Here is a 23,096-nt window from a genome sequence, read left to right as displayed (position 1 = left end):
CAGAACACGGGAGGCACAGACCATGTCCGACGGACTCGAACGCGACGTCCGAGCAGCAGTGGCCGGACCGATCGAGGATCTTGGTCTCGACCTCGAGTCGGTGGACGTCTCCCGAAGCGGCTCCAAGCGACTGCTGCGCATCGCCGTCGACGCCGACTGCGGAGTCGGCATCGATCTCATCACCCAGACCACGCGCGTCGTCTCGGCGGCACTCGACGACGCCGACGCCATGGGTCAGGCGCCCTACACGCTGGAGGTCACCTCTCGTGGACTGGACAAGCCGCTCACCGAGCAGCGGCACTGGCGCCGCGCCGCGGGACGACTCGTGAGGCTCACGCTGGAGGACGGCACCACCATGAAGGGGCGGGTGGTGAGCAGCGACGCCACCGGGGTCGACCTCACCGTCGAGCCAGGACAGGCCGGGGCCGAGCCGCGTCGTCTCGACCTCACCGCCATCACCAACGCTGTCGTCATCCCCGAGCTCAAGTCGAAGAAGGACGCCTGACCATGGACATCGACATCAAGGCACTGCGGGCCCTCGAGCAGGAGAAGGACATCTCCTTCGACGTCGTGGTCGAGGCGATCGAGAACGCTCTGCTCTCGGCCTACCACCGCACCCCCGACGCCCACCAGCAGGCACGCGTCGTGCTGGACCGCTCCAGCGGGCACGTCACGGTCTGGGCCAAGGAGCGACTGGCCGACGAGCCGGCCCCCGAGGACGGTGCCCCGCGCCCTGCGCCACGCTTCAGCGAGGAGTTCGACGACACCCCCGAGGACTTCGGGCGTTTCGCCGCGGCGATCGCGCGCCAGCTCATCATGCAACGTCTGCGTGACGCCGAGGACGAGGCGAAGTTCGGTGAGTTCTCCGGTCGCGTCGGCGACGTCGTCTCCGGTGTCATCCAGCAAGGTGCACGTCCCGGCGACGTCATGATCGACCTTGGCAGGGTGGAGGCGTTGCTGCCCGCCACCGAGCGGGTCGCGGAGGAGAAGTACTCCCACGGCGAGCGCATCAAGGCCTATGTCTACGAGGTGGAGAAGGGGATGCGTGGCCCGCGGGTCAAGGTCTCGCGCACGCACCCCAACCTCGTCAAGCTGCTGTTCGCCCTCGAGGCACCGGAGATCGCCGACGGGTCGGTGGAGATCTCGGCACTGGCCCGGGAGGCCGGCCACCGCACCAAGATCGCCGTCCGCTCCACCGTGCCGGGCGTCAACGCCAAGGGTGCCTGCATCGGGCCCATGGGTCAGCGGGTGCGCAACGTCATGCACGAGCTGCACGGGGAGAAGATCGACATCGTCGACTTCAGCGAGGATCCCGCCGAGTTCATCGCGCATGCGCTCTCGCCGTCGCAGGTCAAGGGCGTCACGCTCGTGGACACCACTGCCAAGGCCGCTCGCGTCGTCGTACCCGACTTCCAGCTCTCCTTGGCCATTGGCAAGGAGGGGCAGAACGCCCGCCTCGCCGCCAAGCTGACCGGGTGGCGCATCGACATCCGCTCAGACACCGAGCCGACGAAGCCGGCGGCCTCCAGCACGCCGTGAACGAGGCGATGGCGCGCTCGGTGGAGTCGACAGGTAGAGTGGGTTCGGTCGTCCGCACGTGTATCGGTTGCCGAGCGCGCGCGGATGTCACCACTCTGGTGCGGATCGTCGCGATCCAGGCTACGGCGCCCGTCGTCGTCGCTCCTGACTTGCGGCGGACGTTGCCGGGGCGGGGAGCGCACCTGCACCCCGACCCCCGGTGTCTGGAGCTGGCGAGGCGGCGCAAGGCCTTCGGGCGGGCGCTCCGTACGGAGGGCCCTCTCGACCTGGACCAGGTGATCGACCACGTCATCCAGAACCAGTGACCAACCACCCGGGACATGAGTCCCACGACCGATTCGGAGCACACGCTCATGAGCACTCGATGAGTACTTTCCGATGAGCCTGCACGTCAACTAGTGGTCCGAGCCTCCTTCGGGTTCGGACTCCCCGAAGGAGAACAGTGGCTGTCAGAGTCCACGAGCTCGCCCGCGAGCTCGGAGTAGCGAGCAAGGACATCCTGTCCACCCTCAAGGACATGGGTGAGTACGTGAAGTCCGCCTCATCCACCGTCGAAGCACCTGTGGTGCGCCGCCTCAAGGAGGAGCACGGCGACACCCTGCGCGACAAGGGCGCCAAGAAGGCCCAACCCAAGAAGGCCCCGTCCAAGAAGGCCCCCTCCGGCCAGGCCCAGTCCGACCAGGGCCAGTCCGACCAGGGCCCGTCGGGGAAGACCCCGTCGGAGGAGGTCGAGCCCGCAGGAGCCCAGGAGCCTGTCGACGCGGCCCCCGTGACCGCGGCGGAACCGTCCGCTCCGTCGGCCGAGGCTACCCCCGGACCCGCCCCGACCCCGGGCCCCAAGCCCGGTCCCAAGCCTGGTCCCAAGCCCGCCCCCGAGACTCCCGAGGAGCCCGAGGGCGAGTCTGCTCCGGCCAAGCCCGGCCCGATGCCAGGTCCGCGCGGTGGCGCTCGCCCCGGCAACAACCCGTTCAGCTCCCGGCAGGGCATGCAGAAGGACCGTCCGCCCCGTCCGCCGGCCGCCCGCGAGGGTGGCAGCGAGGGCGGGACCGGCGGCGCTCCGTCGGCTCGTCCCGGCATGCCGCGTCCCAACCCGGCCATGATGCCCAAGCAGTCCGGCCTGGCCGGACGCTCCGGCCCCGGTGGTGGTGGCCGCCCCGGTGGCGGCGGTCGTCCCGGTGGCGGTGGCCGTCCCGGTGGCGGTGGCCGTCCCGGTGGCGCAGGAGGCGGCCCCGGCGGTCCCGGAGGCCCCGGTGGCGGTGGTCGTCCCGGTGGCGGCTTCGGTGGTCGTCCCGGCCCCGGCCGCGGTGGTCGCGGTGGCACGCAGGGCGCCTTCGGGCGCGCCGGTGGCCCGCCACGTCGTGGGCGCAAGAGCAAGCGCGCCAAGCGTCAGGAATTCGACCAGATGCAGGCACCCACCACCGGTGGTGTGCGCGTCCGCAAGGGCGACGGCCAGACCGTGCGCCTGGCCCGTGGTGCCTCGCTGACCGACTTCGCCGAGAAGGTCGGCGTCGATGCGGCATCGCTGGTGCAGGTGCTGTTCCACATGGGCGAGATGGTCACGGCGACGCAGTCGGTCAACGACGAGACGTTGCAGCTGCTCGGCGAGGAGCTGAACTACGACGTCCAGGTCGTCTCGCCCGAGGACGAGGACCGTGAGCTGCTGGAGTCCTTCTCGTTGGGGTTCGGCGAGGACACCGGCGGCGACGAGAACCTCGCGGCGCGTCCGCCGGTCGTCACCGTCATGGGCCATGTCGACCACGGCAAGACCAAGCTGCTCGACGCCCTGCGCGACAGCAACGTGATGGACAAGGAGGCCGGTGGCATCACGCAGACCATCGGCGCCTACCAAGTCGCCACCGAGGTCGATGGCGAGGAGCGTCGCATCACCTTCATCGACACCCCGGGTCACGAGGCGTTCACCGCCATGCGTGCCCGTGGCGCCCAGGCCACGGACATCGCGGTGCTCGTGGTCGCGGCCGATGACGGTGTCATGCCGCAGACGGTGGAGGCGCTCAACCACGCCAAGGCGGCCGGCGTGCCGATCGTCGTGGCGGTCAACAAGATCGACAAGCCCGATGCGGACTCCTCCAAGGCCCGCGGCCAGCTCACCGAGTATGGCCTGGTTCCCGAGGACTACGGAGGCGACACCATGTTCGTCGACGTCTCGGCCAAGGCTGGCACGGGGCTGGAGACGCTGCTGGAGTCGATCGTGCTGACGGCCGATGCATCGCTGGACCTCAAGGCCAACCCGGAGCAGAACGCCGAGGGCATTGCCATCGAGGCACACCTGGACCGCGGTCGCGGCCCGGTCGCCACGGTGCTGGTGCAGCGCGGCACCCTGCGGGTCGGTGACACCCTGGTCGCCGGTTCGGCGTTCGGTCGTGTCCGTGCCCTGCTCGATGAGCACGGGAAGACCGTCGAGGCAGCCGAGCCGTCACGACCGGCCCTCGTGCTCGGTCTGACCGCGGTCCCCGGCGCCGGAGACAACTTCATGGTCGTCGACGACGACCGGATCGCCCGTCAGATCGCCGAGAAGCGTGAGGCCCGCGAGCGCAACGCCGCACTGGCCAAGCGTGCGGGTCGACGCACCCTCGAGGACTTCATGGCCTCGATGGAGAAGGGCGAGACCGACGAGCTGCTGCTCATCCTCAAGGGTGACGGCTCCGGATCGGTGGAGGCGCTGGAGGACTCCCTGGCCCAGGTCGACGTCGGAGAAGAGGTCAACCTGCGGGTCATCGACCGTGGCGTGGGGGCGATCACCGAGACGGACGTCAACCTGGCGGCAGCCTCCAACGCGGTCATCATCGGGTTCAACGTCCGACCGCAGGGCAAGGCCACCGAGCTGGCCGACCGCGAGGCCGTGGAGGTCAAGTACTACTCGGTGATCTACCAGGCCATCGAGGAGATCGAGGCCGCGCTCAAGGGCATGCTCAAGCCCGAGTTCGAGGAGCACCAGCTGGGCACGGCCGAGATCCGCGAGATCTTCCGTTCCAGCAAGATCGGCAACATCGCCGGCTGCATGGTCACCAGTGGCACGCTGCGCCGCAACGCCAAGGCACGTGTGCTGCGTGACGGTGCCGTGGTGGCCGACAACCTCGATCTCAGCAGCCTGCGACGCGAGAAGGACGACGTGTCGGAGGTCCGTGAGGGCTTCGAGTGCGGCCTGGTGCTGAAGAACTTCGGCGACATCAAGATCGATGACGTCGTCGAGATGTTCGAGCTGCGCGAGAAGCCTCGCAGCTGACAACCCCGTCGGGTGGCGTCCTGACGCGACGCACCAGCGTGCCAGCGTCAGGACGCCACCCTCGGCGGGAGACCGAGGAGGAGTCATGGCCGGGCAGCGCAATCATCAGCTCGCCGATCGCATCAAGGTGATCGTCGCCGAGATGCTCGAGCGACGGGTCAAGGACCCCAGGCTGGGGTTCGTCACGGTCACCGACGTCCGGCTCACCGGCGACAACCAGCACGCCTCGGTCTTCTACACCGTGCTCGGCGACAGCAAGGCGGTCACCGACACGGCCGCGGCGCTCGCCAGCGCCACGGGCATCATCCGCAAGGAGGTCGGCAACCAGCTCGCGCTGCGGCACACCCCCAGCCTGGAGTTCTTTCTCGACGCCGTGCCCGAGACCGCCCAGCAGATCGACGACCTGCTCGCCAAGGCGCGAGCGGCCGATGAGGAGGTCGCCTCCCGGGCGGCAGGAGCCCAGTACGCCGGCGACCCGGACCCCTACCGGGCCGATCCCCGGCAGGACGAGCTGGACGAGCGGGAGTGAACGACACCCCCGCTGAGCCGGTTGCGGGCCGCCCAGGGCCCGGCACCCCCGCTGAGCCGGTTGCGGGCCGCCCAGGGCCCGGCACCCCCGCTGAGCCGGTTGCGGGCCGCCCAGGGCCCGGCACCCCCGCCGGGCTCGTCGTCGTCGACAAGCCGGCCGGGTGCACCTCGCACGACGTCGTCGCTCGGATGCGCCGACTCGCCCGCACCCGCAAGGTCGGTCATGCCGGCACACTCGACCCGATGGCCACCGGTGTGCTCGTGCTGGGCGTCGGGCGGGCCACGCGGCTGCTCGGGCACCTGCAGCTGGCGGACAAGGAGTACCTCGCCACCATCCGGCTGGGCCGGGGCACCGTCACCGACGACGCCGAGGGAGAGGTCGTCTCCGAGCACGACGCCTCAACGGTCTCCGCAGCCGCGATCGCCCGCGCGGTCGCCGCGCTGACCGGGGACGTCCAGCAGGTGCCGTCGGCCGTCTCGGCGATCAAGGTGGACGGAGAACGCGCCTATGCGCGGGTGCGCTCCGGTGAGGACGTCGAGCTTGCGGCACGCCCCGTCACCATCTCGGTGCTCGACGTCGAGAGCGTGCGCCGTGAGGGCGCCGTCGTCGACCTCGACGTGCGCGTGGTGTGCTCCAGCGGCACCTACGTCCGCGCGATCGCGCGCGACCTCGGTGAGGCTCTCGGCGTCGGGGGCCACCTGACGATGCTGCGCCGCACGCGGGTCGGCGGTTTCGGTCTCGACGCTGCGCGCACCCTGGAGCAGCATGCCGAGGAGCTGTCCATCATCGGTCTCGACGCCGCTGCCCGTGCCTGCTTCGTCTCTCGCGACCTCGACGCGGACTCCGCCACGGCAGTCGGCTTCGGCCGGGTCCTTCCCGGGCACGACCTCGAGGCGGAGGGCGTCGTGGCGTTGTTCGCCCCCGACGGCTCCTTCCTGGCGTTGTACGAGCAGCAGGGTCCCGACGCCAAGGCTGTCGCGGTCTTCGCGTGAGCAGGACACGGAGTCGCTAGGGTGCGCTTCATGAGACGGATCCGGTTGCGCAGCATCCTGTGGCGGATCTTCGAGGCCTGGTTGCTCTCGGCCCTGGTCACCGCGGCGGCCCTGATGGGCATCTCCAAGATCCGCAAGCTGTTGCGCGGCGACGAGGCGACCGGCCGGTTCCCCCGGCTCGAGCCGCTCACGAGCGACGTGGGTCGCGGGGACGTCGCCACCACCTACATGTCCGGAGACCGGCTGTACGCCGACATGCTCGCGGCCATCGAGGGTGCCCGGGAACGGGTGCTGTTCGAGACCTACATCATCAAGGGTGACGAGACGGGCCGGCGGTTCAAGGATACGCTGGTCGCCGCGGCCCAGCGCGGCGTGGACGTGCGAGTCGTCTACGACGGATTCGCCAACCTGGTGGTCGACCCCCGGTTCCTGCGCTTCCCCGCGCCGGTCAAGGTGCTGCGCTACCCCGTCTTCAACGCAGGCTGGCAGATCTTCAACCCGCGCCGATGGGGCAGGGACCACCGCAAGATCCTCGTCGTCGACGACGAGGTGGGCTTCGTCGGCGGCTACAACATCGGTGCCTTGTACGAGGCGTCATGGCGGGACACGCATGTGCGTCTGCGGGGCGACGCGGTCTGGGACCTCGCCAATGCCTTCATCGACTTCTGGAACATCCACCGTGCTCACGACAAGATGCCCAGCGCCGGGAGCCCGACCTGGCAGCCCTTCGTCCGGGCCCACCGCAACGTTCCGCGTCAGCTGGTCTTCCCGATCCGGGGGATGTACCTGGAGGCCATCGATCGGGCCTCGCGTCACATCCGGATGACGGCGGCCTACTTCATCCCCGACCACGACATCCTCGCGGCGCTCCAGGACGCTCGGGGTCGCGGTGTGGAGGTGGACATCATCGTGCCCAAGGTGAGCAACCACGTGCTCGCCGACTGGCTCTCCAGGGGCTTCTACGGCGACCTGCTCCGTGCGGGCGTCCGGCTGCACCAGTACGAGAACGCCATGGTGCACGCCAAGACCGCCACGATCGACGGTTCCTGGTCGACCGTCGGCACCGCCAACATCGACCGGTTGAGCCTCTCGGGCAACTACGAGATCAACCTCGAGGTCATCGACGAGCGGCTCGCCCGTGACCTGGAGGAGGCGTTCGAGACCGACCTCGGCAACTGCACCGAGCTGACGCTGCACGAGTGGCAGCAGCGCGACGTCGTCGCGCGGGCCTGCGAGATCCTGCTGCGGCCGCTGCGCCCGCTGCTGTGAATCGTCCATGAGAGACCTCTCATCGGGGCCTCATGGTGACCTCACTCCGGCTCGTCATGGTGGTACCACCACGACGAAGGAGAGCATCATGGGCACCACCATCCGCCCCATCATCCGTACCGCAGTCCTCGGCGTCACCGGCGCCGTCGCCCTCGGGACCGCCGGCTTCGCCCTGGCGTCCTCGGCCCAAGCCGACGACCCTGCTGTCAAGCGGGAGGACACCAGCTCGGAGTGGACCGTGCCGGCATCCGACGACGACAACGATGACGACCGGGACACACACGACTCGCGGGACACCCACCAGACCCGCGACACCCGCGACACGGTCAAGACGGTGGCCAGCAAGGTCACCAAGGTCAGTACCCCCTCGCGTGACTCGGCTCCGTCACGGGACTCGGCCCCTTCGCGGGACTCGGCCCCGTCGCGTGACACCGGCCGGTGAGTGAGGACACCTGGCAGCTGGCCGGGGGCGACGAGCTCGTCCCCGGCCTCGTCCTGCTGGAGGATCTCGGGGGAGGCACGGTGTTCGAGGCGTGGCTCGCCCACGACGAGCGACTGCTCGCTCCCGTCGTCGTCAAAGTCATCCGCCCGTCGCGCGTCGACGACCCCGCCACGCGGTACGCCTTCGAGCGCGAGGTCGACCTGCTGAGCGCACTGAACCACCCTGGGATCGCGCGGCTCTACGCCTACGCGGACGGCGACCGCCCCCACCTGGTGCTGGAGCACGTGGAGGGTCCCAACCTCTCCCGGCTCATCAGCAAGCACGGGGCCCTGCCACCGCACCAGCTGTATGCCGTCGCGCTCGAGCTGGCCTCGGCCCTGCACTACCTGACAGGCCAGGGGTACTGCCACCTGGACGTCAAGCCGAGCAACGTCATCGCCGGGGCGCCGGCCAGGCTGATCGACCTCTCGGTCGCGATGTCACACCAGGAGGCCGCGGTGCTGGACCACCCGGTCGGCAGTGATGAGTACATGGCTCCCGAGCAGTGCATCTCGCCGCCCACGGTCCGGCACCCCCGCGAGAGCCTTTCGCCGCCCACGGTCCGGCACCCCCGCGAGAGCCCTTTGCCGCCCACGGTCCGGCACCCCCGCGAGAGCCCTTTGCCGCCCACGGCCCGGCACCCCCGCCGGGGCGAGTCCGCTGGAGACGGCGCGCCGGGGCCGGCCAGCGACGTCTGGGGGCTGGGTGCCACGTTGTTCCGTGCCGCTGCCGGCCACCGGGCCTTCGACCGTGACCGCACCTGGCCGCAGCTCACCGACGAGCCCGCGGCACTGCCCCGCGGCATCGACCCGCGCTTCGCGTCGATCCTCGCCGACTGCCTGCAGCGAGATCCCACGCAGCGCCCCACCCCCGCGCAGGTGGCCGACCGGCTCGGCCCCCTGATCGCCGACCTGCCGACGGCCCGCCTCGCGGGGTTCAGCCTGCGTCGCTGACGAGAGCCGTCACCTCAGGGTCAGTCGACCCGGTAGCCGAGGCCGCGCACCGTCGTGACGAGCTCGGTCCCCAGCTTCTTGCGCAGGTAGCCGATGTACACGTCGACGATGTTGGACCCCGGGTCGAAGTCGTAGCCCCACACGTGCGAGAGCAGCTGCTCCCGCGAGAGCACCTGCCCCCGGTGCGTGAGGAGCACCTCGGCGAGCGAGAGCTCCCGGGCCGACAGCTCCACCTCCTTCTCGCCCACGAACGCCCGACGACGCCGCAGGTCCAGGCGCACCCGGCCCGCGGTGAGTTCGTCGCTCACGGCAGCCGGCCCACCGCTGGGACGCAGCCGCAGCCGGACGCGGGCGAGCAGCTCGGCGAACTTGAACGGCTTGCTCATGTAGTCCGCAGCACCGCCCTCCAGGGCGGAGACCGTGGCATCGACGGAGTCCCGGGCGGTGAGCACGATGACCGGCAGCTCCGGGCGATCGGCCGAGACGCGACGCAGGATCTCGAAACCGTCCTTGCCGGGCAGCCCCAGGTCGAGGACGATCAGGTCGAAGTCGCCGGTGAGTGCGTAGTCGAGTCCGGTGACGCCGTCCTCGACGACCGTCGGCGTGAAGCCCTCCGCCTTCAAGCCCTTGGCGACGAAGGAGGAGATGCGTTGCTCGTCCTCGATCACGAGGATCCGGTTCATACGTTCCCTTCCCCGGGGATGATGAGTCTGAAGGTCGCGCCCCGATGCTCTCGGCCGGGGTCGAGCACGACACGTCCATGATGCGCCTCGGCGATCACCGAGACGATGGAGAGTCCCAGGCCGAAGCCCTCACGGGCGCCCTCCTCCTGGCTGAAGCGCTCGAAGATGCGGTCCTGCAGCGCCTCCGGGACGCCGGAGCCGGTGTCGCGCACCCACAGCTCGAGGTGGCCGTCGTCGTGACGTGAGCCGAAGGCGATCTCGTCCCCCTCGGCGGTGTGGCGTACCGCGTTGTCGGCCAGCTGCAGCAGGGCCTGCGTGATGCGCTGCGCATCGAGAACCTGGTGCGTGCGCGCCACGGAGTCGAGCACCCAGGAGCGGTCGGCCAGACCCTTGGCGCGCTCGAGAGCCCCGAGCGTGACCTCCGCGACGTCATGGGTCTCCATCCGCACGAAGTCAGGCCGTTCTGCCTTGGCGAGCAGCAGCAGGTCCGAGACGAGACGCGACATGCGGTCGATCTCGTCGGTCAGCAGCTCGCGGGTGACGGCGACCTCCTGCGGATCGTGCGGGTCCACGAGCTCGAGATGGCCGCGGAGGACGGTGAGCGGGGTGCGCAGCTCGTGGGCCGCGTCGTCGAGGAGGCGCCGTTGGCTGGCGAAGGCCTCCTGCAGTCGGTCCAGCATCGCGTTGAAGGTCCGTTGCAGGTCGGTGAGGTCGTCGTTGCCGGTGACCTCCAGACGGCTGCTGAGATCACCCTCGGTGATGCTCTGGGCGGTGTCGCGCAGACGGGTGACCGGCGAGAGCAGCCGTCCGGCGAGCCACGAGGCGATCGCCGCGATCAGCAGCACCGAGAGGGCGGCGAGGAGGACGTAGGTGACCATCAGCTCGCGCAGCGCCGCGCGTGCACCCGTGACATCGGCCGTGATGACGAACGCCGCCTGCTGGTCGCCCTGGACGACCGGTTGCACGGCGATCCGGTAGCGGTTGCGCTCGATCGTGAGGTCGCGGATCCCGCCGGACTCGCGCAGGTCCTCCACCAGGCGAGGGAACTGCGTGCTGCGTGAGAGGCGCGCATCAGGGTCACCGACGAAGGAGGGCTGGCCGTCCTCGGGGAAGGCCCACAGCATCTCCGACTGCTCGGGCAGGTTGCGTGAGAGGAAGAACGTGATGAGCCGGTCCGGCGACTCGAACCGCACCCCGGTCTCGGGGTCGATGCCCTCGCTCTGCAGGCGGCGCAGCTCCCCGACCTCCTGGGCGATGCCGTCCTCGATGGTCTGCTCGACGCCGCGGGACTCGATCACGTACAGCGTCGCGCCCACCGCAAGCAGCGCCGCCGCGGACAGCAGGGCCACGGCGGCGGTGAGGCGTTGGCGGACGGAGAAGCCGCCAGAAGGACGCCACCCCATCAGTCAGTCGTCGTCATCGTCGTCCCAGTCATCATCCCAGTCGTCATCGTCATCATCGTCGTCCCAGTCGTCGTCGATGTCCCGTGGGGCGGGGTTGACCTGCCGGTAGCGGCTGTCGGGCGTGGGCGAGGGTGTCGGTTCGGCCGAGGAGGACGGCGACGGCGTGGCGACGCTGATCGGCTCGAAGGTCGGGGTCTCACCGTCGCTCTGGGCGGCCACCCGGGCCATCGCCGACCCGACGAGCGCGAGCGCCACGATGCCGAGCAGCACCGAGGTGACTCGTGACCGGTTCATGGCTCCAGCCTGACGTCGGCAGGTGAGAGGGACGATGAGGAATCGATGAGAAGGTTCTCATGCTCGCGCCGAGGTCAGGGGATCGCCCGGACCGGGTCGTGTGGCACAGTTTTCGACGTGACCATCTGGCGAGGCATCCAGGGCAGCGTGATCGATGCGCGCGCCGACGCCGCCGTGGTGACGGTGGGCAACTTCGACGGCGTGCACCGAGGGCACCAGTACGTGCTCGCTCGCACCCGCGAGACCGGTCGTGGCCTCCCGGTCGTGGCCGTGACCTTCGACCCTCATCCGCTGGCCATCATCGCCCCCGATCACGCACCACGTCGGCTGACCACCATCGAGCGGCGCATCGACCTTCTCCACGAGCACGGCGCCGACGAGGTCCGGGTCCTGGACTTCACCCGCGAGATGGCGGCCTGGAGCCCCGAGGAGTTCATCCTGCGCGTCGTCGTCGACCAGCTGCGGGCGGCGCACGTCGTGGTGGGATCGAACTTCAGGTTCGGCGCCAAGGCCGCCGGCGACGTCGACCTCCTGCGGACCGTCGGCTCCCAGGCAGGATTCACGGTGGAGGGGCTCGAGCTCGATGGCGGTGAGCAACCGTTCTCCTCCACCCTGATCCGGGCCCTGGTGGCCGAGGCGCGGCTCCCCGAGGCCGCTGACGTCCTCGGCCGCCCGCACGAGGTGACCGGCATGGTGGTCGAGGGAGACCGACGTGGCCGCGACCTCGGCTTCCCGACGGCCAACGTCCCAGTGGACGAGAGCTTCGCAGTGCCACCGGACGGGGTGTACGCCGGTCGTCTCATCACCTCCGGTGAGGCACTCCCGGCGGCCATCTCCGTCGGGACCAACCCGACCTTCGGTGGACACGAACGGCGTGTGGAGTCCTACATCATCGACCACGGGCACGACCTCGACCTGTATCGCCAGCAGGTCAGGGTCGAGTTCGTGGAGCGCCTGCGGGGCATGGACGCCTTCGACTCCGTCGCTGCGCTCGTGGCACAGATGCACGACGACGTCACCGCGGCGCGGGAGATCCTCACGCACTGAGCGGCCACCGCTCAGTGGTGGTCGTGGCTGCTCGGCGGCCTGCCGGCCTCCTGGCCCGGCTCGACCACCACGAACTGGCCCATCATGCCCTGGTCCTCGTGCCGCAGCATGTGGCAGTGGTACATGTAGGGCACGTCGGGGTCGGTGTGGTCGGCGAAGCGCATGATGAGCCGGACGGTCTGCCGGTTGGGGAGCCACACGGTGTCCTTCCAGCCGCTCAGGTGAGCCGGTGGTGCCTCGCCGTCGATGTCGAGCACCTGGAACTGCACGTCGTGCACGTGGAAGCTGTGATGGGTGCCGCCGTTGTCGTTGCGGACCGACCAGATCTCCGTGCTGCCCACCTCGACCGTCTCGTCGATCCGATGCATGTCCATCGAACGACCGTTGATCGAGGTCCCGGTGAGACGGAACGAGCGCTCGGCGTCCGCGTCCTCCTCGCGCAGACGCTGCACCTCGACGAGCGACCCGGGGACCGGCGCGGACGGCCGCAGTGTCTCGGCGGCCCGCAGCTCCATGACGTCGAAGCGGGAGTCCCCACCGGCGAACCGGTTGTCGTCACCGGCCACCGGGAGGCTGCGCAGGACCCTGGTCTCACCGGCGCGCATCCTGACCACGATCTCGCCCCGCTCACCCGGCGCGAGCTGCAGAGTCCGCATCGACACCGGCTCGGCCAGCAGACCACCGTCGGTGGCCACGACGTCGAACGTGCGCTCGTCATCCAGTGCGAACGTGAAGGTGCGGCCGGTGGAGCCGTTGAGGAGCCGCAGCCTCACCAGCTCGGTCTCCACGTCCAGGTAGGGACCGGGTGTCCCGTTCACGAGGATGGTGTCCCCGAGCACGCCGAGGTCGGAGAAGAAGGAACCGGACTTCTGGAGCTCGCCGTCGTCGGTGAAGCTCTTGTCCTGCACGATGAGCGGGACGTCGTCCACGCCGTACTCGTCAGGCAGGTCGAGCCCGGTGGACTGCTCGTCGTCGATGATGAACATTCCGGCCATCCCGCGGTAGACGTGCTCGGCGGTGGAGCCGTGCAGGTGCGGGTGGTACCAGAGTGTGGCTGCCGGCTGGTCGATCGTCCACGTCGGTCGCCAGGTCTCGCCAGGCGCGACCATCTGGTGCGGTCCGCCGTCCATGCGGGCCGGCAGGTGCATGCCGTGCCAGTGCAGCGTCGTGTCCTCACCGACGTCGTTGGTGACCTCGACGCGGACGTCCTCACCCCGCGTGGCCCGCACCGTCGGGCCCAGGTGGTCGCCGTTGATGCCCCAGGTGGGAGTCTCGCGACCCTGTCCGAGGTCGGAGCTGCCCTGCTGCATCTGCAGCTCGAAGACCCGGGTGCCGTCGGCGTCCAGGCGCGAGGCCGCCAGCGGCGGGACGTCGAGCGGACGCTCGAAGTCCACCGCACCGACGGTGTCGACCCGGGCAGCGGTGTATTCACGGACGAACCACACGGCGAAGAAGGCACCGACAGCGACCCCCAGGGCGACGACGACGAGAATGAGACGACCGATCATGGGACGACCATCGATGCCCCACAGGTTCCGGGCAAGGGTTGTCGGCCACGACGGGGGAGCGGCCCGGGCCGTCCCTGAGGAGCCCTCAGGGATCACCACGATTCGTCGTGCAGGCCGCCGCGCTGATACCTTGGTCGTTGCCGTGCAACGGCCACGGATCGTAGTGCCCCGGTGAACCGGCCCGGGCGCGCCGTGCAACAACACCTCTGAGGAGAACAGTGTCGAAGAAGACTGCTGCGCCCACCGTCGCAGACATGCCCAAGGCCGAGATCATCAAGCAGTACGCGACCACCGAGGGTGACACCGGCTCCCCGGAGGTGCAGATCGCCCTGCTGAGCGGCCGGATCTCGCACCTGACCGAGCACCTGAAGGAGCACAAGCACGACCACCACAGCCGTCGTGGCCTCCTGCTGCTCGTCGGTCAGCGTCGCCGCCTGCTGAACTACCTGCAGAACTCCGACATCGACCGCTACCGCTCGCTCATCGAGCGACTCGGCCTGCGTCGCTGAGACCCCGCCCAGGCGGCCGTTCCCCGTGGACGGCCGCCTGAGCCTCATCTGGACAACTTCACATCGACTCACCCCGGACGGGAGCCAGGCACGCACGGCTCGGTCCTCGGTAGTGGCCTTCGGGCGCCGGCCTCGCCGGTCCCCGCGGGCCTCGATCGAAGACCGACGCAACATCCACGCACGACCCGCCTGCCTGCGTCCCGTCCCTCATCGCGAGCCATGCTCGCCGAACGAAGGGACTCTCCATGTCTGAGATCCACTCCACCGAGACCGTCATCGACAACGGCCGTTTCGGCCAGCGCACCGTGCGCTTCGAGACCGGTCAGCTCGCCCAGCAGGCCGCCGGCTCCGTCGCGGCCTTCCTGGACGACGACACCATGCTGCTGTCGGCCACCACGGCCGGCAAGCATCCCAAGGACCACTTCGACTTCTTCCCGCTCACGATCGACGTCGAGGAGCGCATGTACGCCGCGGGCCGCATCCCCGGCTCGTTCTTCCGCCGCGAGGGTCGTCCCAGCGAGGACGCCATCCTCACCTGCCGTCTGATCGACCGTCCGCTGCGCCCCACCTTCAAGAAGGGTCTGCGCAACGAGGTCCAGGTCGTCATCAGCGTCCTGGCGCTCAACCCCGACACTCCCTACGACGTGCTCGCCATCAACGCGGCGTCCGCGTCCACGCAGATCTCCGGCCTGCCGTTCTCCGGCCCCGTCGGTGCCACCCGCGTCGCCCTCATCGAGGGCCAGTGGGTCGCCTTCCCGACGCACAGCCAGCTGGAGAACGCCGTCTTCGACATGGTGGTCGCGGGCCGCATCGCAGGTGACGACGTCGCGATCATGATGGTCGAGGCCGAGTCCACCGAGGCCACCTGGGACCTGGTGCAGTCCGGCGTGCAGGCACCTACCGAGGAGATCGTCGCCGGCGGCCTGGATGCCTCCAAGGGCGTCATCCGCCAGCTCTGCGAGGCCCAGGCCCAGCTGGCCGAGGTGTCCGCCAAGCCGGTGCAGGAGTTCCCGGTCTTCCTGGACTTCTCAGACGACGTCTACGACGCCGTGGCCGCAGCCGCCTCCGGCCCGCTGTCCGAGGCGCTCACCATCGTCTCCAAGGCCGACCGCGAGGAGCGCGAGTCCGAGATCAAGGCCGACGTGCTCGACCAGCTCGGCACGCAGTTCGAGGGTCGCGAGAAGGAGATCGGCGCCGCGCTGCGCGCCGTCACCAAGTCCCTCGTGCGTCAGCGCGTCCTGCGCGACAAGGTGCGCATCGACGGACGTGGTCTGGCTGACATCCGTGAGCTGTCTGCCGAGGTCGGCATCGTGCCCCGCGTCCACGGCTCGTCGCTGTTCCAGCGTGGAGAGACCCAGATCATGGGCATCACGACGCTGAACATGCTCGACCTGGAGCAGAAGCTCGACACGCTCTCCCCGGAGACCACGCGTCGTTACATGCACAACTACAACTTCCCGCCGTTCTCCACCGGGGAGACCGGTCGTGTGGGTTCGCCAAAGCGTCGCGAGATCGGTCACGGAGCCCTCGCGGGCCGTGCCCTGCTGCCGGTGCTCCCCCCGCGGGATGAGTTCCCCTATGCCATCCGCCAGGTCTCGGAGGCGCTGAGCTCCAACGGTTCCACGTCGATGGGCTCGGTCTGCGCCTCCACGCTCGGCCTGCTCAACGCCGGTGTGCCGCTGCGCGCACCGGTCGCCGGCATCGCCATGGGTCTCATCTCCGGCGAGGTCGACGGTCAGGACGAGTTCGTCACCCTCACCGACATCCTCGGTGCGGAGGACGCCTTCGGTGACATGGACTTCAAGGTCGCAGGCACGCGTGAGTTCGTCACCGCCCTGCAGCTGGACACCAAGCTCGACGGCATCCCCGCCGACGTGCTGGCCGGTGCGCTGACCCAGGCGCGCGACGCGCGGTTCACGATCCTGGACGTCATGGCCGAGGCCATCGACGCCCCCGACGAGATGAGCCCCCACGCACCGCGAATCATCACCATCAAGATCCCGGTGGACAAGATCGGTGAGGTCATCGGGCCCAAGGGCAAGATGATCAACCAGATCCAGGACGACACCGGCGCCAAGATCTCCATCGACGACGACGGCACCGTCTACGTCGGCGCGGAGGGCGGCGACGCCGCGGACGCCGCGCGCGACGCCATCAACGCGATCGCCAACCCGACGATGCCCGAGGTGGGCGAGCGCTACCTCGGCACCGTCGTCAAGACGGTCGACTTCGGCGCCTTCATCTCGCTGCTGCCGGGCAAGGACGGCCTGCTGCACATCAGCAAGCTGCGCGAGCTCAACGACGGCCAGCGGGTCAACAACGTCGAGGACGTCGTCAGCGTCGGCCAGAAGATCCAGGTCGAGATCGCCGAGCTCGGCGACCGCGGCAAGCTCTCGCTGATCCCGGTCGTCGAGAAGTCCGACGACGCGCCGTCCGACGAGGAGCCGGCCCCCGCCGACGCCTGAGCTGCCCCCTGGGCCCCCTGATTCCCATGAGTTCCTGGGACTCAGGAGGCCGACCCCGAGAATCTGTTGCTCACCGGCGTTTGCAAACGCCGGTGAGCAACAAAGAACCGCGGTGAGTGCCCGACCTCCTGGTGAGGTCCGGTGCTCACCGCGGTTCTCTGCGTGTGGGGTCGTGTGGCTCGGGAGTCGCCCCACTGGCCTCCTGATTCCCATGAGTTCCTGGGAATCAGGAGGCCGACCCCGGGAATCTGTTGCTTAACGGCGTTGGCAAGCTGGGGTGAGCAGCAGGGAACCGGGGTGCGGCTGCGGCGACAGTGAGCTGTACCGGTGAGTGTGGCTGGAGAACAGGATGTGTCCGTGTGCCATCAGTGGATGAGCTGACCGGTGGGCGTGAGACGATCGCGGGCGATGACCGACTTCCGTGAACGGGCCGTTGCCCTCGATGTGGCTGACCCCTTGGCACTCTGGCGTCACCAGTTCGTCATCGAGCCCGACGTCGTGGCCTACCTCGACGGGAACTCGCTCGGTCGCCTGCCCTTGCGCACGCGCGAGCGCCTGACCGCCTTCATCCGCGACGAGTGGGGCGGACGGCTCATTCGTGGCTGGTCGCAGGGCTGGGCCGACCTCCCCACGCAGGTGGGCGACGAGTTCGGCGAGCTGGTGGGTGCGGCGCCCGGCCAGGGTGTGGTCGGCGACTCCACGACGATCTGCATCGCCAAGGCCCTGCACGCGGCCGCCGACCTGCGGCCAGGACGCGACGAGCTCGTCGTCAGCGCAGACGACTTCCCGACCGACCGCTACATCGCCGAGGCGGTGGCTCGCGAGAAGTCCCTCACGGTGCGCCACGTGGAGACCACCGTCGACGGCACTCTCGACCTCGAAGCCGTGCTGGGTGAGCGCACGGCCGTCGTCCTGCTGAGTCACGTCGACTACCGCACCGGAACGTTGCAGGACCTCACGGCCGTCACCCGCCAGGTGCACGACGCCGGCGCGGTCATGGTGTGGGACCTGTGCCACTCACTCGGTGTCGTCCCCATGGATCTGGACGCGGCAGGCGTGGACCTGGCGGTCGGCTGCACCTACAAGTATCTCAACGCAGGTCCCGGCGCACCGGCCTACCTCTACGCCGCCGCCCGCCACCTGCCCGACCTGCGGCAACCGTTGCCGGGCTGGTGGAGCGCCTCCGACCTCTTCGCGATGGCCGATGAGTACGAGCCCGCCAACGACGCCCGACGCCTGCTGAGCGGCACCCCGAACGTCGCGGGCCTGCTCGCCGTCAGGGAGGGCGTGGCCATTGCTGCGGAGGCCGGCATCGAGGCCGCACGAGCCAAGTCCACGCAGCTGACGTCGTACTGCATCGACGCGCTGGACGAGCTCGTCGCCGACGGTGCGTCCCTCGAGCTCGTGACACCCCGCGACGCCGCGCGTCGGGGCAGTCAGGTCACGGTCAGGGTGCCGGACGCGCGTGGCGTGACCGCAGACCTCATCGACGGCGGTGTGGTGCCTGACTTCCGTGAGCCGGACCTGCTGCGCCTCGGGCTGGCACCCCTCACGACCTCCTTCGCCGAGCTGCACGAAGGCCTGGTCGTCCTCCAGCAGGTCCTGAGACGCTAGACCTCTCCCTCGGGGGAGAGCCGAAGTTCTGCCCACAGGTCGATGTGCCCGAGGGGCGGGGTGCGGTTGCGTGGACGTCATGAACACACCACTGGCATTCCCCGCCGGACCCGACGCCGACACGGTGGTCACCGTCCGCGGGCTCACCAAGTCCTACGACGGCCGGAGGGTCGTCGACGCCCTCGACCTCGACGTCCATGCCGGCGAGGTGGTCGGCCTGATCGGTGCCAACGGTGCCGGCAAGACCACCACGGTGGAGATCCTGCAGGGCCTGAGGCGGGCCGACTCCGGCTCCGTCAGCGTCCTCGGTCTCGATCCGGTGCACGACGCCGACCGGTTGCGGCCCCAGATCGGCAGCCAGCTGCAGAGCTCGGGCCTGCCGGACAGGCTCCGCGTCCACGAGGCGATCCGGCTGTTCGCCGGACCGGCGGCCACCGACGCCGACGCGCTGCTCGAGCAGTTCGGCCTGGCGCACCGGCGGCGTTACCCCTTCGCGGGGATGAGTGGTGGTGAGCGGCAGCGGCTGTTCCTCGTCCTCGCCCTGCTGAACCGTCCCCGCCTGGTGATCCTCGACGAGCTCACGCAGGGTCTCGATCCCGCCGCTCGACGCGAGGTCTGGACGGCGGTGACCACGCTGCGCGACATCGGCACGACGGTCCTGCTCGTCACCCACGAGCTCGATGAGTGCGAGGCCCTGTGCGACCGCGTCGTCGCGATGCGCGACGGGACGGTGCTCGACCAGGGCACGCCGGCCGAGCTCGTCGCACGCCACGCGGGTACGGCGACCATCTGTTTCTCGCTACCCGCCGGCGACGAGACCACCGTGGCCGCGGTGCTGCAGGAGGTCAACCGGCTGCCGGGGGTCCAGGGGGTCACCCGCAAGGACGGGCGGATCCTCATCCGGGGCGAGCGTCGGGCCATCGCCCACGTCGGTGGCTGGCTCGTGGGGCGCGACGAACCAGTGCCCGCCGACCTGAGTGTCGAGGTGCCCGACCTCGAGGACGCCCTGCTCACCCTTCTCGAACAGACAGACCTGCCAACGATCGGAGCCGCATCATGAGTGCCACGACCAGCTCGGAAGAGACCACCCCTGAACAGACGGGTACGGTCCAGACCTCCACCGTCGCCCCGGCCGAACCCGTCCCGAAGGACCGTTCCGTGACGCGTCGTCTGCTCGGCACCGAGCTGAGGTTGATGACCCGTGACCCGATGACCTTGACGTTCGTGCTGGTCTTCCCGATCGTCACGATGCTCATCATCGGCGGATCCTTCGGGACCGAGCCCGACGAGGTCTTCCCGATCAACCCGGCGCACTGGTACGTCGCGTCGTACTTCACCGTGGTCATCGGAGCGACCGGGCTGATCATGCTCCCGGTGCACATCGCCACCTACCGCGAGCGAGGCGTGCTTCGGCGGTTCGCTGCGGCCGGGTTCCCGCGGTGGTCGTTCGCGGTGGCGCAGCTCGTGGTCGGGCTCGTCGCGATCGCGGTCTCCGGCGCCGCACTGCTGGCCGTCGCCGCACCCGTCTACGGCGTCCCGGACGTCGAGGACCCGCTGCGGGTCGTCGTCGGGGTGGCTGTGGCCTCGGTCGCGTTCGTGAGCATCGGGGTCCTGCTCGGCACGGTGATGCCGTCGGCAAGGGCAGCCCAGGCGATGGGGATGCTGTTGTTCTTCCCGTCGTTCCTGCTGGGCGTCGGGGGGCCACCTCCGGCGGTCATGTCCGACGTGCTGCGGGAGGTCTCCGACAAGCTCCCGCTGGCGCTCGCCAACCAGGCGATCCGTGAGCCGTGGCTCGGCCTCGGCGACGCGACGGGTGCGCTCGTGACGGTCAGCGTCGTCGCGGTCGTCGCGATGATGCTGGCCGGGCGACGGACCGCCCTGTGAGAACAGCCCTATCCTCGTGACCATGATCGATCGAGCGACGCGAGCGGCAGGAGCAGCTGCGCTCGCGTTGTTCGTCGTGCTGGGCGTGGTGCAGAGCCAGCAGCCCCCGGTCGTCGCGGCCACCGCCGGGCTCATGGTCGTGGCGGTCGCTCTGGTGATCGCCTGGCGTGGACTCGTGGGGAGACCCCTGCTGGCCTTGCTCGGGGTCGCGGCCGCCGGACAGTTCGTGTTGTGCCACACCAACCCCGCGAACCTCGGGTGGTTCGGGATCTGCGTGATCGCGGGATGGGCGGCACTTGAGGCCCGTCCGCGGTGCGGAGTTCTGGCTGGCGCGGTCCTGGTGAGCGGGTTCGGGCTCGAGTGGATGCTCATGCCGCAGGAGCCGGGCTGGGGCGCCTGGACCGCCGGGACGATCTTCACCACGACGGCCTGCATCTTCGCTCGGCGTCAGCGCGAGCTCCTGGTTCAGCTGCGCGAGGCCCAGGCAGCCCTCACCGACCGAGCGCGGGCCGAGGAACGCAACCGCATCGCGGGGGAGATGCATGACGTCATCGGCCATGCCCTCACGGTCTCTCTGCTCCACGTGAGCAGCGCCCGGCTGGCGCTGGATGAGGACCCGGACGAGGCGCGGGCCTCGCTTGCCGAGGCGGAACGTCTCGCGGGTGCGAGTCTGCAGGAGGTCCGCGCGGCCGTGGGGCTGATGCGCACGCAGGACGACGGCGCGCTCACGCCGTTGCCCTCGGGGTCTGAGCTCGACGAGCTCGTCGAGTCCTACCGTCGCGCTGGTCGGCCCGTGGAGCTGGACGTCCGGGGCGACGTCGGCGCCTTGGGTGCGACGCGCGGCCTGGCGGTCTTCCGTATCGTGCAGGAGTCCCTGACCAATGCGGTCCGCCACGGCGACGGGTCGACGGTGAGCGTGCTCGTCGACGTCGGTGAGCCGGGGACGACGGTGCGTGTCGTCAGCGGGGGAGCGACGCCCGTCGATGCGGTTGAGGGTTCCGGCGTGGTTGGCATGCGTGAGCGCGCCGAGTCCCTCGGCGGCCAGCTGTGGGCCGGACCGTCGGACGGCAGCTGGACGGTCGAGGCCAGGTTGCCGTCGTGAACGCTGTATCTGAGCCGGAGGTGAAGGTCCTGCTGGTCGACGACCAGGAGCTCATCCGCACCGGGTTGCGCGGGATCCTGCGGGAACGGTTCGGTTTTCGGATCGTCGGTGAGCTCTCCAGTGGCGCCGATGTCGTCGAGACCGTGGCGCGGACTCGCCCGGACGTCGTCGTCATGGACGTGCGGATGCCGGGCGTCGACGGAGTGACGGCCACCCGGGCGCTGATGCAGGTGGACGACGCGCCGCCGGTGCTGGTGCTGACGACCTTTGAGGACGAGGAGGTCCTGGCCGGTGCACTGCGTGCCGGGGCCGCCGGGTTCCTGCTCAAGGGTGTCCCCACCGATGATCTGCAGAAGGCGGTGCGGACCGTCGCGGGCGGAGGATCGTGGCTCGACCCGGCGGTGACCGGTCGCGTGCTCTCGACGTACCGCGCGGGTGCACCGCCGGCTCTCGGAGGTGCGGAGGTCGACGTGCTGACGCCACGGGAGCGGGAGGTGCTCGCGCTCATCGGTGCCGGCGCGACGAACTCCGAGATCGCCGCAGAGCTGGTGCTCGGGGAGGGGACGGTCAAGACGCACGTCGGCCACATCTTCGCCAAGCTCGACCTGCGCGACCGTGCGGCGGCCGTGGTCTTCGCCTTCGACCACGGCTTGGTGCAGCCGGGGCGTCGAGAGGACTGATCGGTCGCGGACCGTCGCGGTCTGCCGGGGTGGCCCTCGATAGCCTTGCCGCATGACACGAGTTGCGGTGCTGGGAGCCAAGGGACGCATGGGGTCGACTTCGGTCCGGGCGGTGCAGGGCACCGACGACCTCGAGCTCGTCGCGCAGGTCGACATCGACGACTCCCTCGACGCTGTGGCCGGCGCCGAGGTCGCACTGGTCTTCACGACGCCGGACGTCGCCCTGGACCAGGTCCGCTGGTGCATCGAGCGAGGGATCCACGTGGTGGTCGGCACGTCGGGCTTCGACGAGGCCAAGGTGGCCCAGGTGCGCGAGGCGCTCCGCGAACATCCGGGGACCGGAGTGCTCGTGGTCCCCAACTTCTCCATCGGCGCGGTGCTGATGATGCGCTTCGCGGCGGTCGCCGCCCCGTTCTTTGAGTCCGTGGAGGTCATCGAGATGCACCACCCGGACAAGGTCGACGCCCCCTCGGGCACGGCGGTCCGCACCGCCGAGGTCATCGCCCGGTCCCGTGCGGAGGCCGGATCGGCGCCGTTGCCCGACGCGACGACCCAGGACCCTGACGGCGCCCGTGGCGCGACGGTGGAGGGGATCCCGGTCCATGCGGTCCGTGCCCGTGGCTTCGTTGCCTCGCAGGAGGTCCTGCTCGGCGACGTGGGGGAGACCTTCAGCCTGCGCCACGACTCATCGACGCGTGAGTCGTTCATGCCCGGTGTGCTGGCGGCGCTGCGCTCAGTGGCCGCACGTCCCGGCGTGACGGTCGGTCTGGACGCCGTGCTCGACCTCGACTGACGTGGTCGACGTGCACGTCAATCGTTGCGACATCAACGTCTGGCTGGCCGACGTCACCGGGCAGCGGTTCGACGGTGAGCTCTCGTCCGGGTGACTGGGCTGTCCGC

Annotated in this window: 22 protein-coding genes; 18 read left to right on the top strand and 4 right to left on the bottom strand. The window is 69.8% G+C overall.

Going from position 1 to position 23,096, the window contains the following annotated elements; translation table 11 throughout:
• Positions 1–22 precede the first annotated feature (22 nt).
• The 9 genes from rimP (at position 23) to ACEVFP_RS11425 (ending at position 9,007) form a co-directional block, all read left to right on the top strand.
• A complete protein-coding gene (rimP, locus tag ACEVFP_RS11465; RefSeq protein WP_374999597.1) occupies positions 23–505 on the top strand; it encodes a ribosome maturation factor RimP in 483 nt (160 codons plus the stop codon).
• Between the two features lie 2 nt (positions 506–507).
• Positions 508–1,539 carry a transcription termination factor NusA gene (gene nusA / locus ACEVFP_RS11460; RefSeq protein WP_374999596.1) on the top strand — a complete coding sequence of 344 codons (1,032 nt, stop codon included), beginning with the start codon at positions 508–510 and terminating at the stop codon, positions 1,537–1,539.
• Between the two features lie 98 nt (positions 1,540–1,637).
• The gene (locus tag ACEVFP_RS11455; RefSeq protein WP_374999595.1) at positions 1,638–1,844 is read left to right on the top strand and encodes a YlxR family protein; all 207 of its coding nucleotides are present in this window, start codon (positions 1,638–1,640) and stop codon (positions 1,842–1,844) included.
• A 137-nt stretch (positions 1,845–1,981) separates the two neighbouring features.
• Positions 1,982–4,783: a translation initiation factor IF-2 gene (gene infB, locus ACEVFP_RS11450; RefSeq protein WP_374999594.1), complete on the top strand. Its 2,802-nt coding sequence runs from the start codon at positions 1,982–1,984 to the stop codon at positions 4,781–4,783.
• 85 nt (positions 4,784–4,868) lie between these two features.
• A complete protein-coding gene (gene rbfA, locus ACEVFP_RS11445; protein WP_374999593.1) occupies positions 4,869–5,312 on the top strand; it encodes a 30S ribosome-binding factor RbfA in 444 nt (147 codons plus the stop codon).
• The gene (truB, locus tag ACEVFP_RS11440) at positions 5,309–6,304 is read left to right on the top strand and encodes a tRNA pseudouridine(55) synthase TruB (protein WP_374999592.1); all 996 of its coding nucleotides are present in this window, start codon (positions 5,309–5,311) and stop codon (positions 6,302–6,304) included. The genes rbfA and truB overlap by 4 nt, the downstream gene beginning before the upstream one ends.
• Positions 6,305–6,334: 30 nt before the next feature.
• The gene (locus ACEVFP_RS11435; RefSeq protein WP_374999591.1) at positions 6,335–7,573 is read left to right on the top strand and encodes a phosphatidylserine/phosphatidylglycerophosphate/cardiolipin synthase family protein; all 1,239 of its coding nucleotides are present in this window, start codon (positions 6,335–6,337) and stop codon (positions 7,571–7,573) included.
• 88 nt (positions 7,574–7,661) lie between these two features.
• On the top strand, positions 7,662–8,015 hold the full coding sequence (locus tag ACEVFP_RS11430; RefSeq protein ID WP_374999590.1) for a hypothetical protein: 354 nt from the start codon (positions 7,662–7,664) through the stop codon (positions 8,013–8,015).
• Positions 8,012–9,007 (top strand): serine/threonine-protein kinase, encoded by a 996-nt coding sequence (locus ACEVFP_RS11425; RefSeq protein WP_374999589.1) that lies wholly within the window; start codon positions 8,012–8,014, stop codon positions 9,005–9,007. Before ACEVFP_RS11430 ends, ACEVFP_RS11425 begins: the two co-directional genes overlap by 4 nt.
• A 20-nt stretch (positions 9,008–9,027) precedes the next feature.
• Here ACEVFP_RS11425 and ACEVFP_RS11420 read toward each other — a convergent pair whose 3' ends face one another.
• From ACEVFP_RS11420 to ACEVFP_RS11410, 3 genes are read right to left on the bottom strand one after another with little or no spacing between them, the layout of a single operon-like run.
• Complete coding sequence (locus tag ACEVFP_RS11420) at positions 9,028–9,690, bottom strand: response regulator transcription factor (protein ID WP_374999588.1); 663 nt, start codon at positions 9,688–9,690, stop codon at positions 9,028–9,030.
• Positions 9,687–11,093 carry a sensor histidine kinase gene (locus ACEVFP_RS11415; protein ID WP_374999587.1) on the bottom strand — a complete coding sequence of 469 codons (1,407 nt, stop codon included), beginning with the start codon at positions 11,091–11,093 and terminating at the stop codon, positions 9,687–9,689. Before ACEVFP_RS11415 ends, ACEVFP_RS11420 begins: the two co-directional genes overlap by 4 nt.
• A gap of 3 nt (positions 11,094–11,096) precedes the next feature.
• Positions 11,097–11,387, bottom strand: a complete 291-nt coding sequence (locus ACEVFP_RS11410; RefSeq protein ID WP_374999586.1) for a hypothetical protein — start codon at positions 11,385–11,387, stop codon at positions 11,097–11,099.
• A gap of 117 nt (positions 11,388–11,504) precedes the next feature.
• On the opposite strand from ACEVFP_RS11410, the gene ACEVFP_RS11405 reads away from it, so the two are divergent.
• Positions 11,505–12,434, top strand: coding sequence for a bifunctional riboflavin kinase/FAD synthetase (locus ACEVFP_RS11405; protein ID WP_374999585.1), 930 nt, complete (start codon positions 11,505–11,507; stop codon positions 12,432–12,434).
• Positions 12,435–12,445: 11 nt separating this feature from the next.
• Here ACEVFP_RS11405 and ACEVFP_RS11400 read toward each other — a convergent pair whose 3' ends face one another.
• Positions 12,446–13,942: a multicopper oxidase family protein gene (locus ACEVFP_RS11400; RefSeq protein ID WP_374999584.1), complete on the bottom strand. Its 1,497-nt coding sequence runs from the start codon at positions 13,940–13,942 to the stop codon at positions 12,446–12,448.
• 254 nt (positions 13,943–14,196) lie between these two features.
• On the opposite strand from ACEVFP_RS11400, the gene rpsO reads away from it, so the two are divergent.
• The 8 genes from rpsO to dapB all read left to right on the top strand — a co-directional run bounded on the left by rpsO (position 14,197) and on the right by dapB (position 22,989).
• A complete protein-coding gene (gene rpsO, locus ACEVFP_RS11395) occupies positions 14,197–14,451 on the top strand; it encodes a 30S ribosomal protein S15 (protein WP_375003813.1) in 255 nt (84 codons plus the stop codon).
• 245 nt (positions 14,452–14,696) lie between these two features.
• Positions 14,697–16,916 carry a polyribonucleotide nucleotidyltransferase gene (locus ACEVFP_RS11390; protein ID WP_374999583.1) on the top strand — a complete coding sequence of 740 codons (2,220 nt, stop codon included), beginning with the start codon at positions 14,697–14,699 and terminating at the stop codon, positions 16,914–16,916.
• 408 nt (positions 16,917–17,324) lie between these two features.
• A complete protein-coding gene (locus ACEVFP_RS11385; protein ID WP_374999582.1) occupies positions 17,325–18,530 on the top strand; it encodes a kynureninase in 1,206 nt (401 codons plus the stop codon).
• Positions 18,531–18,609: 79 nt separating this feature from the next.
• Positions 18,610–19,590, top strand: a complete 981-nt coding sequence (locus ACEVFP_RS11380; protein WP_374999581.1) for an ABC transporter ATP-binding protein — start codon at positions 18,610–18,612, stop codon at positions 19,588–19,590.
• Positions 19,587–20,414 (top strand): ABC transporter permease, encoded by an 828-nt coding sequence (locus ACEVFP_RS11375; protein ID WP_374999580.1) that lies wholly within the window; start codon positions 19,587–19,589, stop codon positions 20,412–20,414. Before ACEVFP_RS11380 ends, ACEVFP_RS11375 begins: the two co-directional genes overlap by 4 nt.
• A gap of 22 nt (positions 20,415–20,436) precedes the next feature.
• Entirely contained in the window at positions 20,437–21,516 is a 1,080-nt protein-coding gene (locus ACEVFP_RS11370; RefSeq protein ID WP_374999579.1) for a sensor histidine kinase, read from the top strand.
• Positions 21,513–22,196 (top strand): response regulator transcription factor, encoded by a 684-nt coding sequence (locus ACEVFP_RS11365; protein WP_374999578.1) that lies wholly within the window; start codon positions 21,513–21,515, stop codon positions 22,194–22,196. Before ACEVFP_RS11370 ends, ACEVFP_RS11365 begins: the two co-directional genes overlap by 4 nt.
• A gap of 52 nt (positions 22,197–22,248) precedes the next feature.
• Positions 22,249–22,989 (top strand): 4-hydroxy-tetrahydrodipicolinate reductase, encoded by a 741-nt coding sequence (gene dapB, locus ACEVFP_RS11360; RefSeq protein WP_374999577.1) that lies wholly within the window; start codon positions 22,249–22,251, stop codon positions 22,987–22,989.
• Positions 22,990–23,096: the final 107 nt, after the last annotated feature.

Origin of the sequence: Aeromicrobium sp. CTD01-1L150 (assembly GCF_041951745.1) — a bacterium.
Taxonomy (GTDB): domain Bacteria; phylum Actinomycetota; class Actinomycetes; order Propionibacteriales; family Nocardioidaceae; genus Aeromicrobium.
This window is presented reverse-complemented; position numbering and strand designations above follow the sequence as displayed.

Coding starts and splice junctions, on each gene's coding strand:
- rimP (WP_374999597.1), top strand. CDS start 23: ATGTCCGACGGACTCGAACGCGACGTCCGAGCAGCAGTGGCCGGACCG.
- nusA (WP_374999596.1), top strand. CDS start 508: ATGGACATCGACATCAAGGCACTGCGGGCCCTCGAGCAGGAGAAGGAC.
- rbfA (WP_374999593.1), top strand. CDS start 4,869: ATGGCCGGGCAGCGCAATCATCAGCTCGCCGATCGCATCAAGGTGATC.
- ACEVFP_RS11435 (WP_374999591.1), top strand. CDS start 6,335: ATGAGACGGATCCGGTTGCGCAGCATCCTGTGGCGGATCTTCGAGGCC.
- ACEVFP_RS11430 (WP_374999590.1), top strand. CDS start 7,662: ATGGGCACCACCATCCGCCCCATCATCCGTACCGCAGTCCTCGGCGTC.
- ACEVFP_RS11420 (WP_374999588.1), bottom strand. CDS start 9,690: ATGAACCGGATCCTCGTGATCGAGGACGAGCAACGCATCTCCTCCTTC.
- ACEVFP_RS11415 (WP_374999587.1), bottom strand. CDS start 11,093: ATGGGGTGGCGTCCTTCTGGCGGCTTCTCCGTCCGCCAACGCCTCACC.
- ACEVFP_RS11410 (WP_374999586.1), bottom strand. CDS start 11,387: ATGAACCGGTCACGAGTCACCTCGGTGCTGCTCGGCATCGTGGCGCTC.
- ACEVFP_RS11400 (WP_374999584.1), bottom strand. CDS start 13,942: ATGATCGGTCGTCTCATTCTCGTCGTCGTCGCCCTGGGGGTCGCTGTC.
- rpsO (WP_375003813.1), top strand. CDS start 14,197: ATGCCCAAGGCCGAGATCATCAAGCAGTACGCGACCACCGAGGGTGAC.
- ACEVFP_RS11390 (WP_374999583.1), top strand. CDS start 14,697: ATGTCTGAGATCCACTCCACCGAGACCGTCATCGACAACGGCCGTTTC.
- ACEVFP_RS11385 (WP_374999582.1), top strand. CDS start 17,325: ATGACCGACTTCCGTGAACGGGCCGTTGCCCTCGATGTGGCTGACCCC.
- ACEVFP_RS11380 (WP_374999581.1), top strand. CDS start 18,610: ATGAACACACCACTGGCATTCCCCGCCGGACCCGACGCCGACACGGTG.
- ACEVFP_RS11375 (WP_374999580.1), top strand. CDS start 19,587: ATGAGTGCCACGACCAGCTCGGAAGAGACCACCCCTGAACAGACGGGT.
- ACEVFP_RS11370 (WP_374999579.1), top strand. CDS start 20,437: ATGATCGATCGAGCGACGCGAGCGGCAGGAGCAGCTGCGCTCGCGTTG.
- dapB (WP_374999577.1), top strand. CDS start 22,249: ATGACACGAGTTGCGGTGCTGGGAGCCAAGGGACGCATGGGGTCGACT.